Origin of the sequence: Mesobacillus maritimus, from assembly GCF_019749255.1 — a bacterium.
Lineage (GTDB): Bacteria > Bacillota > Bacilli > Bacillales > Cytobacillaceae > Mesobacillus_B > Mesobacillus_B maritimus_A.
In genome coordinates, this window is sequence record NZ_JACWFH010000008.1 from 374771 (window position 1) to 387410 (window position 12640).

The 12640-nt window shown below is 38.8% G+C and carries 14 protein-coding genes; 11 read left to right on the forward strand and 3 right to left on the reverse strand.

What is annotated here, in order from left to right; all coding sequences use genetic code 11:
• Positions 1-254: 254 nt before the first annotated feature.
• The 7 genes from H0185_RS07295 to H0185_RS07325 all read left to right on the forward strand — a co-directional run bounded on the left by H0185_RS07295 (position 255) and on the right by H0185_RS07325 (position 9037).
• The gene (locus H0185_RS07295; RefSeq protein ID WP_221872606.1) at positions 255-1028 is read left to right on the forward strand and encodes an SDR family NAD(P)-dependent oxidoreductase; all 774 of its coding nucleotides are present in this window, start codon (positions 255-257) and stop codon (positions 1026-1028) included.
• A gap of 198 nt (positions 1029-1226) precedes the next feature.
• On the forward strand, positions 1227-2312 hold the full coding sequence (locus H0185_RS07300; RefSeq protein ID WP_221872607.1) for a type III polyketide synthase: 1086 nt from the start codon (positions 1227-1229) through the stop codon (positions 2310-2312).
• 1 nt (position 2313) lies between these two features.
• Positions 2314-2886: an isoprenylcysteine carboxyl methyltransferase family protein gene (locus tag H0185_RS07305; RefSeq protein ID WP_221872609.1), complete on the forward strand. Its 573-nt coding sequence runs from the start codon at positions 2314-2316 to the stop codon at positions 2884-2886.
• Positions 2887-3361: 475 nt separating this feature from the next.
• A complete protein-coding gene (locus tag H0185_RS07310; protein ID WP_221872611.1) occupies positions 3362-7021 on the forward strand; it encodes a dynamin family protein in 3660 nt (1219 codons plus the stop codon).
• A 12-nt stretch (positions 7022-7033) separates the two neighbouring features.
• Positions 7034-7792: a nucleotidyltransferase domain-containing protein gene (locus H0185_RS07315; RefSeq protein ID WP_221872613.1), complete on the forward strand. Its 759-nt coding sequence runs from the start codon at positions 7034-7036 to the stop codon at positions 7790-7792.
• A gap of 1 nt (position 7793) precedes the next feature.
• Positions 7794-7970, forward strand: a complete 177-nt coding sequence (locus H0185_RS07320; RefSeq protein ID WP_221872614.1) for a hypothetical protein — start codon at positions 7794-7796, stop codon at positions 7968-7970.
• Between the two features lie 200 nt (positions 7971-8170).
• Positions 8171-9037, forward strand: a complete 867-nt coding sequence (locus tag H0185_RS07325) for a 5'-3' exonuclease (RefSeq protein ID WP_221873073.1) — start codon at positions 8171-8173, stop codon at positions 9035-9037.
• A gap of 136 nt (positions 9038-9173) precedes the next feature.
• On the opposite strand, the gene sspL is transcribed toward H0185_RS07325, so the two are convergent.
• Positions 9174-9305 carry a small, acid-soluble spore protein L gene (sspL, locus tag H0185_RS07330; protein ID WP_221872616.1) on the reverse strand — a complete coding sequence of 44 codons (132 nt, stop codon included), beginning with the start codon at positions 9303-9305 and terminating at the stop codon, positions 9174-9176.
• Positions 9306-9465: 160 nt separating this feature from the next.
• On the opposite strand from sspL, the gene H0185_RS07335 reads away from it, so the two are divergent.
• Both H0185_RS07335 and H0185_RS07340 read left to right on the forward strand, forming a co-directional pair.
• Complete coding sequence (locus H0185_RS07335; protein WP_221872618.1) at positions 9466-9927, forward strand: divergent PAP2 family protein; 462 nt, start codon at positions 9466-9468, stop codon at positions 9925-9927.
• A 69-nt stretch (positions 9928-9996) separates the two neighbouring features.
• Positions 9997-10269, forward strand: a complete 273-nt coding sequence (locus H0185_RS07340) for a DUF6123 family protein (protein WP_221872620.1) — start codon at positions 9997-9999, stop codon at positions 10267-10269.
• 28 nt (positions 10270-10297) lie between these two features.
• On the opposite strand, the gene H0185_RS07345 is transcribed toward H0185_RS07340, so the two are convergent.
• Positions 10298-11242 carry a DMT family transporter gene (locus tag H0185_RS07345; protein WP_221872622.1) on the reverse strand — a complete coding sequence of 315 codons (945 nt, stop codon included), beginning with the start codon at positions 11240-11242 and terminating at the stop codon, positions 10298-10300.
• Positions 11239-11646: a reverse transcriptase-like protein gene (locus H0185_RS07350; protein WP_221872624.1), complete on the reverse strand. Its 408-nt coding sequence runs from the start codon at positions 11644-11646 to the stop codon at positions 11239-11241. Before H0185_RS07350 ends, H0185_RS07345 begins: the two co-directional genes overlap by 4 nt.
• 120 nt (positions 11647-11766) lie before the next feature.
• Here H0185_RS07350 and H0185_RS07355 point away from each other — a divergent pair, with 120 nt between their 5' ends.
• Positions 11767-12423, forward strand: a complete 657-nt coding sequence (locus tag H0185_RS07355; RefSeq protein WP_221872625.1) for a ribonuclease H family protein — start codon at positions 11767-11769, stop codon at positions 12421-12423.
• A 17-nt stretch (positions 12424-12440) separates the two neighbouring features.
• Positions 12441-12638, forward strand: a complete 198-nt coding sequence (locus tag H0185_RS07360) for a zinc-finger domain-containing protein (RefSeq protein ID WP_221872627.1) — start codon at positions 12441-12443, stop codon at positions 12636-12638.
• Positions 12639-12640 lie beyond the last annotated feature (2 nt).

Below are 12640 nucleotides of genomic sequence, written 5' to 3' on the forward strand. Positions count from 1 at the left end.
ATAGTAAATGGATGATGTCAGGGATGTGTATCTAAATGCGTAAATATTATTGTGACCGTTGCCGGCGTTTATACAACCAGTCAAACAATTGTACGTGTTGTGGCACGGCTGAATTAAAGGAAATTTGGATTGAAGTTCAAAACCAATCTGAACAGAACGATTAGCGTGAGCACCGATTTAATCGGTGCTCATTTGTTTGTTGCATTCTAAAACATGATAGAATAAAGAAAAATTTATCTATTGGGGTGATCTATATGTTTTTACCTTCATTTCGACTGGATGAAAAAATCGCCGTCGTCACTGGAGCTGGGAGAGGAATTGGGCGAGCGCTTGCAATTGGACTTGCTGAGGCGGGAGCAGATATCGCTTTAATCGCTCGTACCCGTGAGGATTTGGAAGAGACGGCGTTTACCATCCATGAATTAGGGCGACGTACGCTGATTCTCCAGGCAGATGTAACAAAAAGAGATGAAGTCCAAAAGGCTGTTGCACAGGTACATAGCGAGTGGAAAAATATCGATATTCTTATTAATAATGCTGGAATGAATATTCGTTCAAAGGCGCTAGAAGTAACCGACGAAGAGTGGCAAACGATTATGGATACAAACCTAAAGTCGGCATTTATGTTGTCGCAGGAAATAGGTGAAATCATGAAAGAACAGGCTACAGGGGGTAGAATCATTAACATTTCTTCAGTAGCTGGTCACGTTGCCTTAAGAACTGGCGTTGTTTATGCATCTACAAAAGCAGCGATGATTCAGATGACGAAAGTCCTGGCGATGGAGTGGGGAAAATACGGGATCAATGTAAATTCAGTGGGTCCATGGTATTTTAAAACCCCCCTTACAGAGAAATTACTAGCAGATGAAGACTATGTGGGGGACATTTTAGCTGTAACACCGTTGAAGCGTGTTGGGGAACTACCGGAGCTTGTTGGTCCAGTGGTGTTTTTGAGCTCTGATGCAGGAAGCTACGTGACTGGCCAAACACTATTTGTTGATGGTGGAATGACCATTCATGGATTTTAATGCTTGGATTGAAATTGGAAAAGTTTATCTACTGTAATCAGGGTTAGACTCAGATATAATAAAAGAGCACAGCAACTCCTTCAAAACGTTAGGCTTTCCCAATTCTTGGGGAGGCCTTTTTTATTTTGGGCCTAGCCTGTGTATACTCTCTCAAAAAATGGAAAAAGTAACCTTATTAGACATGAGGAGAGTTATAGGATGCCAACGATACTATCTGTTTCTGAAGCTATACCGCCGTTTTCTATTTCACAAGATCAGGTGATGGAATTTGCAGAGGAGTTATTTTCAGAGTCTTTTCAAGATATTAAAAGGCTATTACCGGTTTTTTTGAACGGTCAAATTGAGAAGCGTCATTTCGCCAAAGAATTAGACTGGTTTAAGAAAGACTCTTCTCTCCAGGATAAAAATGAAGCTTACCTTGAATCTTCAGTTGCTTTAGGAGTTGAGGCAATTAAGAAATGTTTATCAACACCTACATATCTTAACAAAAATATCCCTTATGAAGAAATTGATGCCATTTTTACGATAACGAGTACTGGAATCTCAACTCCGAGCTTGGAAGCACGGATTATGAACCTCCTTCCTTTTTCCGCACATACAAAACGTATTCCAATTTGGGGATTGGGCTGTGCTGGAGGAGCCTCTGGGCTATCAAGGGCCTATGAGTATTGCCTAGCCTTCCCTAAGTCAAAAGTCCTTGTTCTCTCGGTAGAATTGTGTAGCCTAACTTTTCAAAGAAATGATCGATCAAAGAGCAACCTTGTGGGTACTTCTCTTTTTGCTGATGGTGTTGCAGCGGTAGTTGTTTGTGGAGAAGAGTCCCACTTTCATGCTTACCAAAAGCTACAAGCTTTACCTAAAATAATCGGTACAAAGTCAACATTGATGAAGGAATCTCTGGATGTCATGGGGTGGGAGATGAAAAATGAAGGACTCCATGTGGTTTTTTCAAGGGATATTCCTACAATCGTTGAGAATTGGTTAGAGCCTAATGTTCAGTCCTTTTTACAAGAACAGAATGTGACTATTAAGGATGTATCCCATTTCATTGCTCATCCGGGTGGGAAGAAAGTGTTAGATGCCTACGAAAAGGCATTAGGTTTGTCTAAAGGCATGACGGAAATTCCCTTACAAGTTCTTAAGGAATATGGAAATATGTCCTCTGCGACGATTCTATATGTCTTAAACAGATTCATGAAGCATGCCACATTAGGAGATTTAGGTCTTGCTGTAGCGTTAGGACCAGGATTTAGTTCAGAAATGTTGCTAATGAGGTGGGAGTAGGATGGACTTTTATGTGTTTGTGGGTTTTATTATTGCTCAACGGTTAACAGAGTTAATCATCGCTAGAAGAAACGAACGCTGGATGAAAGCGAGAGGAGCGGTTGAATTTGGATCGGGTCATTACCCAATCATGGTCTTGCTTCATTCAGCTTTCATCCTGACATTGAGTTTTGAAGTATTGTATTTTCATCGGGAGCTATCTTCTTTGTGGGGGGTATTGCTCATCGGATTCCTTTTCACACAGGCAATAAGAGTATGGGCTCTGCGGTCTCTAGGGCCATATTGGAATACAAAGATTATTGTGCTTCCGGGCGCTGAAGTCGTGAAAAAGGGACCATACCAATTTATCAAACATCCGAATTATGTCATTGTAACCTTAGAAATTATCCTGATTCCGTTGTTATTTAGTGCATATACCACTGCGGCACTATTTACAGTATTAAATATGATGATTCTAACTGTGCGAATACGTGCTGAAGAAAGAGCGCTAACGGAGTGGACTAGTTATGAGATTGAGCTTGAAGGAAATCGACGATTCCTCCCGTTGTTGAAGAAAACGCCAACTCGGTCATGACACGTAAGGAATTTGTTAAAGAAGTGTGACAATTCAAAACAGATTATTGAAGATTAATCTGAAACATGATAAAATTTCAATTGAAGATGAAAATTATTCTCAATTAAGTATCATCTACAAGGATGGTGGAAAACAATGACAACATTGTTTGTGGTTTCGACTGTAGCTGTGTACTCTGTCGTTATGAAATATGTATTAGACAACGTTGTGAAAGCGCATTAATTTTATTCTTACTTTTGAAACTCGGGGAACCGGGTTTTTTATTTTGTCAAATTTTTCATTCAGAATTTGGATATCGTGATCTAAAGCAGTCTAGGCATTCCATAATCCCCGCGAACATTTCGTACCACGGGCGGGAATCAACATCCACATACAGTCAGCTTTTATTATAAGAAGTTTCACTTTATTCTGGGAATAAAGTGAAAAATCATATAAAATGAAGGTGTTCACAAATTCGTCACAAGGGGTTTAATTTATGGGTCTATTAGTTGCTCAAAAAGATAAACAGCTTCTAGGAAAAATAATGAAGCTTCACCATTTGTTCACTCAGCATGAAGATCTCGAGGCATCGGCAAAATCAAAGGAGCTAGGAAGAAAGACATTGGAAAGAGAGTTTGCAATTGCCTTTTGCGGTCATTTCTCTGCTGGAAAATCAAGCATGATCAACTCTTTAATTGGAGAAGACATCCTTCCTTCTAGTCCGATTCCTACTAGTGCCAATTTGGTAAAAGTTAAATCTGGTGAAGAATACGCACGTGTTTACTTTAAAGAAGGAAAACCAAGACTATATCCTGCCCCATATGATTATGACACAGTAAAAAATTACTGTAAGGATGGAGACCAAATTGAATCTTTAGAGATTAGTCATAAAGGCTCAGGCTTATTAAATGATGTGGTCGTCATGGATACACCAGGAATTGATTCCGCAGATGATGCTCATCGAATCGCAACCGAGTCTGCTCTCCACCTAGCGGATCTAGTCTTGTATGTGATGGACTATAATCATGTCCAATCCGAGTTGAACTTTCTGTTTACAAAGCAATTAACTGAGGCAGGGAAAGAGCTATACCTCGTTGTAAACATGATTGATAAGCATCGCGAAGAGGAACTACGGTTCGAAGATTTTAAGAAGAGTGTAGTTGACTCATTTGCTGCATGGGGAGTCCACCCGAAAGGAATTTACTTTACATCGCTCAAAAAACCGGGCCTGAAGCATAACCAATTTAATGAACTTCAGCAGTTTCTTCAAGGACGAATCCAAAAACGTGAAGAAATGCTTCCTGAGTCTGTATATAAATCACTTGTTAAGGTCTCAGAAGATCATGTGAAGCTTTTGACAGAAAAGGCTGAGGATCAGATATTAGTCCGAACGGACCGTTTACAAGAGGTCCCAGAAGCGAATTGGGCTCAGTTAACGGAAGAACATCAAAAAATAAAATCAAAAATAAATGAGCTAAAGAGTCAGGAAAACAAAGTACTTTCGAACTTTACTAATGGAATGGAAGATATCTTAAAGAATGCCTATTTAATGCCGTTTAAAACGCGTGAACTCGCAGAATCTTACCTTACGTCCATGCAACCTGATTTTAAAGTAGGTTTATTCTTTGCAAAACAGAAGACCCTTCAAGAACGAGCAGATAGGCTCGAACTATTTTATTTAGATTTAGCAGAGAAAGTCCAAGCTCAATTGGATTGGCACTTGAAGGAATTCCTTCTTACTAATTTGAAGGAACAAGGGATTGAAAATGATGGTCTTCGGGGAATGGCTCAATCCTTTAAAGTGAATTTCCCCAAGGAACTGCTTCAACAAACAATTAAAACGGGAGCAGTTGTATCAGGGGATTACGTCCTAAATTATACCAATGATGTTGCAGAAGCGGTAAAGAAACAAGCACGTGAGCAACTTAGAATCTTTAGAGAGTCATACCTAGATGCTGTTAGATCATTATCCGAAAAGGAAATGGCAGAAGCAAGTAAGCAGGAAGTAAAACTTCGGCAGTTGGTTGACTCCTATGAGGAGTTGCTGGAAATACAAGAATCACTTTCTATTAGGAAAAAGGCCGTCTTTGAGGTGTTATTTGGAGACGTACAATCCCTTCCACATTTGGAAGAAGCTGCTTCTCTGTTTATTTCAGAGATTGATGAAGAGGTTGTACTGAATTCTGGAAATAACATACTCAAGAAGCCTTCCGAAGGGAAAGCCAGTAAGAAAGAAGAGCCTAATGGTGAAAGTGTTAGTAAAGAGAATCTGGAAAACTACCATGCCGAGGTAAACAAGCTGGTCGAAAAATTACGAGTGACAGCAGATGAAGTCGAAAGCTTACCTGGATTAAAAAGGATTCGAAAAGAGCTCATCGATAAATCTCAGCGCCTTGAAAATCAGCAGTTCACTGTTGCGTTATTTGGTGCATTTAGTGCTGGGAAATCTTCGTTTGCTAATGCCTTGATTGGAGAAAATCTGCTTCCTGTGTCGCCAAATCCAACCACCGCTGCGATTAACAAAATTAAACCAATTGATGATGAGCACCCACATGGGACTGTTCTAGTGAAGGTTAAAGACAATAAACAATTGCTTGAGGAAATAAACCGCTCCTTAAAACTGTTTAATCTTGAAAGTGCTGATTTTCCCCAGGCGATTGATCGTATTGATTCCATTCAACTGAGTCAAGCCACAACGGGGGCTGCAGAAAAACTTCATCATTCCTTTTTACGAGCCTTCTCAACAGGGTATTACCTATTTGAAAATAGGATGGGCAATGTTTTCTCAACTGATTTGGATTCATTCCGAGGTTACGTAGCCGATGAAGAAAAGTCGTGTTTTGTTGAATGGATAGAAGTTTATTATGATTGTGAGTTAACTAGGGAAGGGATTAGCCTTGTAGATACACCAGGGGCTGACTCGATCAATGCTAGACATACAGGTGTTGCCTTTGATTATATTAAAAATTCTGATGCAATTCTGTTTGTTACTTACTATAATCACGCCTTCTCTAGAGCAGACAGAGAATTTCTTATTCAACTCGGTAGGGTGAAGGATACGTTTGAGCTTGATAAAATGTTTTTTATTGTTAATGCTATTGATTTGGCCAATTCAGAAAAAGAATTGGAAGACGTTCTAGAATATGTTACAGGTCAACTTGTGCAATATGGGATAAAGAATCCACACCTACACCCTGTGTCAAGTCTACAAGCTTTGAAGGAAAAAACTGAAAATAAGGGAGGAAATTCAAGATTTGACCAATTTGAACAATCCTTCTATTCGTTTATTTCTGATGATTTAATGAAAATGGCAATGGATTCTGCGGAAGCAAAGTGGCAATTATCCCTGCAGACTCTTGGCAAACTTCTTCAATCTGCAGAAGAAGGTCAGGAGGCAAAAGAGGAAAAACTTGCAGCGCTTGAGGAAGAAAGGAAAACAGTCCTTCAGCATATCAAAGGGAAAGATACTGACTTTTTACAAAAACAACTCATTCAAGAATCAGATGAACTGGTTTATTATATTAAACAAAGAGTCTTCTTAAGGTTTAGTGATTTCTTCCGAGAATCGTTTAATCCTTCGGTGATTAAAGATGATGGACGTGACTTAAAACAAGCTTTACAATCCGCTCTTAATGAATTAATCGAAACAATAGGGTTTGATTTTCTTCAAGAAATGCGGGCTACAACGTTAAGGGTTGAATCCTTCATCACAAAACTGTTAGAGGAATTTCAGAATCGTTTGAGTGATGAGCTACAAAAAATGTCTGCTGATTTAGCTATTTCAAAATTGGAAATAACGAACTATGAAAAAGTTGATTTTAACATTGCTTTCAAAGAACTAGATAAGAAGATTTTCAGGAAAGCACTTGGTATGTTTAAAAATCCAAAAGCATTCTTTGAAAAAGACGAAAAAAGAGCCATGAGTGAAGAGATAGAAAGGCTTCTACAGCTGCCAGCAGATGAATATTTGCAAGTTCAAGGCAAATTCTTGAGGGAACATTATCTCAATGCTTTAGAAAAGCATCTTGAACACATACGAAATGAATGGCAGGAACAGACAGAAGAATATTACACAGGCGTCAAGTCGACCCTTTCAACCGATTTTCCAATAGAAGAACTAAAAAATACTTATAATAAGGTAAAGTCTCTATCTTAAGGACGTGAACGAATGGAAGATTGGCTAGAGCAGATTGAAACAGAATACGAGATTGAAATTTTGTTTGCATGTGAAGTGGGAAGTCGAGCATGGGGATATGACTCGGTAAGTTCGGATCAGGATATCCGTTTCATCTATAAACACCGAGACACACGTAAGTATTTCTCACTTGATCTGCCCCTTCAGGTCATTACGGTTAAATCCCCGTATGATGCTCAAGGTTGGGATATTCAGAAAGCTTTTCACTTACAACGGAAATCAAATCCTAATTTGTTTGAGTGGTCCTTTTCTCCAAACGTTTATAAAAATAAATCTGAATTTCAGAGGAAATTGCAGCATATCGTAGAAACCGGGTATTCTTCTTATTCTTTGGGGATGCATTATTTAAACCTTGCTAAGCGTATTTTTAAAGACACTGACATAAATAAATTTACAAACCAAGAGCAAAAACATCTTCTTTATTGTCTTAGGTCGTTAATGATCGTTAAAGGTCTAACTCATTCCAGTACGGTCTCTAGGCAACTTATACCAACTGAAGAGAATATAAAGATGATTGGGTCTGTTTCTGAACAAAGGGTTTATTTGAAATTAATAAACGCTAAGAGGAAAGACGAACTGATTGTAGCGGAAGATAGAAAAATCGCTCATAGCTTAATCGAACAATTAATCTGTGACTATTCATCGGAAATAAGTGCATTGGCAAAAGGAACAAATCTAACCAAACCACTAAATGAGTGGTTATGGGATATACTTGGCCTATGGGGGGAATAGCATGGTAGAACGTTTTCATGTCTGTGCTTCCTGTGTCAACTTCCAAGCAGTTCGAACGGATGATGGGATGAAATATTTTTGTCGTCGACTTGGGTATGAAACGAAAACCACATATAAGTTTAATTGTTGGGAGCCCAAACCACAGGTTAAAAGGCTGATGGAAAAAAGAAAAGGGTAAACTCACTATAGGTGCCGGAACATTATAATTACTCGGGCTTCCTTATGTTTCTAGGAAACAATTTATTCTCTTTTCCTCAAAATTCTCCTAAGCATGTTATAATGGATAGGTTGTCTTTCGTAAAGTCCACCTGAAATCTCAAGGATAGAATTGCTTGAAGAAGAATAAGGAGGAAGTATAATTTGAAAAATTCAAACTTAATGTTAGTAGATGGTATGGCCTTATTATTTCGTGCCTTTTATGCAACTGCAGTAACAGGGCAATTTATGATTAATACTAAAGGAGTCCCGACGAATGGCGTCCAGGGTTTTGTAAAGCATATGATGACAGCAGTTGGAAAATTCAACCCTAGTCATGTAGCAGTTTGTTGGGATATGGGAAGCAAAACATTTAGAACAGAGATGTTCCCAGAGTATAAAGCGAACCGTGGGGAAGCACCGGTTGAATTAATTCCTCAGTTTGAACTCGTTAAGGAAGTTGTAGAAGCTTTTGATATTCCTAATATTGGCGTTCCTGGCTATGAAGCTGATGATTGTATTGGAACGATTGCGCGAACCTCTGATGAGGACGTTCAAGTCTCTATTTTAACTGGCGATAAAGATATCCTCCAACTCATTAATGATCGGACTTCTGTTATTTTATTACAAAAAGGGTATGGAAATTATCAAGTTCATAATCGTGATACCCTATATAATGAAAAGGGGATCTGGCCAGAACAGATGATTGACTTAAAGGCATTGATGGGAGACCCTAGTGATAACTATCCAGGCGTTAAAGGGATTGGGGAGAAAACAGCGATAAAGCTATTACAGCAATTTGAGAACGTTGAGGGGATCTTAGAAAACCTTGATTCATTAACGAAATCCCAAAAAGCGAAAATTGAGCAAGATTTGGAAATGCTCCATCTTAGTCGCCAACTCGCTGAAATTAAATGCGATGTTGAGGTGAGTTGTTCTCTAGAAACAGCATCACTTCAAATAAATCGTGAAAAAGTGCTAAACAAATTTCAGGAAGTGGAATTTAAAGGTTTGCATAAATTTATACCTAATGAAAAGGAACTTGCTTAGAAGAAACGGCCGAAATACCTCGGCCGTTTTTTTGTTATTTAAGGATTATCATGGAAACGTATCACTTTGAAAATTGTCTAGCGCGAACACACTGCGACTAGAGGGCCTTCGTTGAAAGGATACAAAAGCTGTTTGTTTACTTCGTATTACTCTTTTTTGCAGCGTTTTCAAGTTTTGTCTTGGGACTCTCCGTAAATTCAGCGTCTTGACCATATCCCTGAGGATTTACACCTGGTGCCTTCGTTCCTCGTCCATGTTTTTTACTCAATCCTTTTTCACTCCTTACGATTAAGTAGTGGCTGAAATATTACAGCCTTACTGAAACAGATGCCCAATAAAAAGGGCTATTTCAGTTTATTTCATCCTTATTATGCTTCGAAAGAATAAAAACAGCCGCTTTTTTTCAAATTAATAAAGAGGTGAGCGATTTGAATAAGGGTGTAGCTATCGCATTATCAAGTATCGGAATCGCACAAGCGTTAAAAATCCCAATCCATTATCTAAAGAATAAGGAATGGAAACCGGATTTGTTTTTTGCAACTGGAGGTATGCCTAGTTCCCATTCTGCGGGAGTAGCGTCTTTAAGTACGTATGTTGCTTTGAAACGAGGAGTACCAACAATTGATTTTGCTCTTTCAGTGGTGTTTGGAATGATTGTTATGTATGATGCACAAGGAATTAGAAGGCAGACAGGTGAACTAACATTAAAGGTAAATGACCTTGATGAATTGATTGATAAAATTCATGACCATGAGACAGTCAAGTATGAAGAGAAAACCCCTGAGCCCCTGAAAGAAGTCCTTGGGCATAAGCCTGGGGAAGTAATTGCAGGTGCAGCTGTTGGAATCGCATTAGGAATACTTGGATATCAATTTTCGAAAAAATCATAGAAGTATGTCGAATTATCTGGTAATATCTATTTAGGAAATGGAGATTCACCAGAGAGGGTTGGCCGGTAAATGAGTACATTAGAGGAATACTTGCTCATTTTAAGAAGCAAGGGCTTTCATTTTGGCGAAGATGCAATTGGCTTCATTTATTTTGGAAAACAATATACTGAAGCATCAGACGTATTAATCAAGACAGCGATAGAGTTGACATTAAAAATACAAAAAGAGTTTGATGGAAGTTTTTATATTTCATTGCTGGAAAGCTTTACGGCAAATGGGATCAAAGACCGTAGTGAAGCAATTGCTTTTGTACAGGATAAGCAGATCCTCCCTATGTCATAACCTGAAAAAGGAGCTAATTTAGAGGTTGTTACACCTCTGAATCAGCTCCTTTTTTTGCCCGGACATCAGTTTTGGTCCTTAGTTTAATCCCTTTATTAGCAGGGATTTCAGCGAAAATCATCCCTGCAAAAATAAGTAAACAACCTACCATGGCACTTAAAGAAAGACGATCCCCTGCCCAAATATAGCCTGTGATCGCTGCAAATACAGGCTCCATAGCAAAAATGAGTGCAACTCTGGTAGGAGTGGTGTATTTTTGAAAGTTTGTCTGGATAAGGTAAGCAATCGCTGTTGCGAAAACGGCAGTAATAACTAAAGCCAATGTAACCTCGGTAGTGAATAAAATCGATGGTTCAAGTGCTTGCTTCCAATTCTCAAACAAAAGAGATGAAATAGTAGATAAAACTGCTACGGTTGAAATTTGGATAACGGTCAAAAATAAAGTCGGATACTGATTCGTGTATTTACCTGTTAAAAGGATTTGAAGGGCAAAGCCAATTGCACAGATAAATACCAACCCATCACCAAGATTTAATCCCGATACATCGGTCATGGTTAATAGATAAAGTCCGAGTGTAGCCGTAACTACGCCAATATAAGCGTGTAAAGAAAGGCGCTTACGTAAGAGCAAGATCGTAAACAATGGGACCATCACAACACTAAGTCCTGTAATAAAGGCCGCCTTAGAGGAGGTGGTGTACGCCAAACCTAATGTCTGAAAGCCATAACCAATGAAAAGCCAAAAACCAAGTACGAGTCCTGCTCCGAGCATTTTAATGTTGAAGGTTTTTAATTGTTTGCGTTCAAATAACAATAACCACACAGCTAAAAGTATGGCTGCGATTGTGAATCGTACCGCGTTAAAGGTTAAGGGCTCCAAAAATGAAATCGCATTTTGGACGACAACAAATGTGGCACCCCAAATCAAAGCAACAAATAATAAAGAAAAATCAGCAAGAGAAGAAGATTTCATTGTGTTCCTCCCTCGGGTTTGTTGCTGCGTATTGCTTTCCGTGCAAGCTCATCAGCACTTTTATTCATCGAGGAGGGAATCCATTTCATAAAGAAGAGGTCAAACTGACTTGATAGACTTAATGCCTTCTCAAGCAATGGTTTATAGGTTTGATTCTTAACAAACTCCTTTTCTACGGCCCTATTGACAAGCTCCGAATCGGTTCGAAATGATACCGTTTTAAACCCCTTTTCATGACAGATTTCCAATGCTTTAATAAAAGAGTGGTATTCGGCCTCATGGTTCGACATGCTCCCTAAAGGAATAGAATACGAAAACACTTCTCCATTCGCTTTAATAAAGACGCCAGCTCCACTTGGACCAGGATTCCCCGCACTTGCCCCATCAATATAAACTTCAATCAAGAATCATTTCCCCTATTCATATATTGTATAATTTCAGTGTATCATAATATTTTAGATGATAACGCTAATAAAACCAGTATAAAACAACATAGCATATTTCTGAAATGAGAGGCGAATAAAGTGAAATATAAATTAGAATGGAAGTATAAACTAAAAGGAAAAGAACCGGTATCCTTTACTTCTGACTGGCTAGAGGGGGACCATGCTTTATCTACTGGAGAAGCCCTCGAAAGTTCTGGAAAGGCCATTGATATTTCTTTCGCTGATGAGATTGGTACATCCTGGTCAATCAAAGAAATGAAGAAGCTTTTAAGTGAAATTGAAGAGGAACCTCATAATCTAACGGTCTTTTTTGATGGTGGGTTTGAAAGGGAAAGCAATCAAGCAGGATTAGGGGCAATCGTGTATTACCAACAAGGGAAGAAGAAATATCGACTGCGAGCGAATCAACTTATTGAGGAACTTGACACGAATAATGAGGCCGAGTACGCAGCCTTTTACTTTGCATTGAATTTGTTAGAGGAGTTAGATGTTCACCATCTTCCATGTGATTTTAAAGGGGATTCACAGGTCGTCCTAAAGCAACTTGAAGGTGAATGGCCGTGTTATGAGGAAACGCTTAATCGTTGGTTAGATCGGATTGAAGAAAAAATGAAAAAACTGGGCATTCATCCAAGATACATCCCAATTGAACGGAAGTTAAACAAAGAAGCAGATAAATTGGCGACTCAGGCCCTAGAAGGAAAATCAATTTATAGTAAGATGCAAATCCTCTAAGAAAGGTGGAAGAAATTTTGTCTAGAAAACAGGTACTTGCAGAAGTAGAAAATCTCATCAATACTTATTGCAGTGGCTGCTTTTTAAAGCAACAGTTTAAAAAAGACTATGGAAAGCGGTATGCACACCAATTTTGCATTAAGAACTGCACCGTTGGTGAAAAAATAAGGGGATGTGGGGAAAAGTTATTGGATGAAAGGAATTTAACACGGTGAGG

Excerpts from the sequence above, each read along its gene's own strand:
- H0185_RS07295 (WP_221872606.1), top strand. The coding sequence starts at position 255 with ATGTTTTTACCTTCATTTCGACTGGATGAAAAAATCGCCGTCGTCACT.
- H0185_RS07300 (WP_221872607.1), top strand. The coding sequence starts at position 1,227 with ATGCCAACGATACTATCTGTTTCTGAAGCTATACCGCCGTTTTCTATT.
- H0185_RS07305 (WP_221872609.1), top strand. The coding sequence starts at position 2,314 with ATGGACTTTTATGTGTTTGTGGGTTTTATTATTGCTCAACGGTTAACA.
- H0185_RS07310 (WP_221872611.1), top strand. The coding sequence starts at position 3,362 with ATGGGTCTATTAGTTGCTCAAAAAGATAAACAGCTTCTAGGAAAAATA.
- H0185_RS07315 (WP_221872613.1), top strand. The coding sequence starts at position 7,034 with ATGGAAGATTGGCTAGAGCAGATTGAAACAGAATACGAGATTGAAATT.
- H0185_RS07320 (WP_221872614.1), top strand. The coding sequence starts at position 7,794 with ATGGTAGAACGTTTTCATGTCTGTGCTTCCTGTGTCAACTTCCAAGCA.
- H0185_RS07325 (WP_221873073.1), top strand. The coding sequence starts at position 8,171 with ATGTTAGTAGATGGTATGGCCTTATTATTTCGTGCCTTTTATGCAACT.
- H0185_RS07340 (WP_221872620.1), top strand. The coding sequence starts at position 9,997 with ATGAGTACATTAGAGGAATACTTGCTCATTTTAAGAAGCAAGGGCTTT.
- H0185_RS07345 (WP_221872622.1), bottom strand. The coding sequence starts at position 11,242 with ATGAAATCTTCTTCTCTTGCTGATTTTTCTTTATTATTTGTTGCTTTG.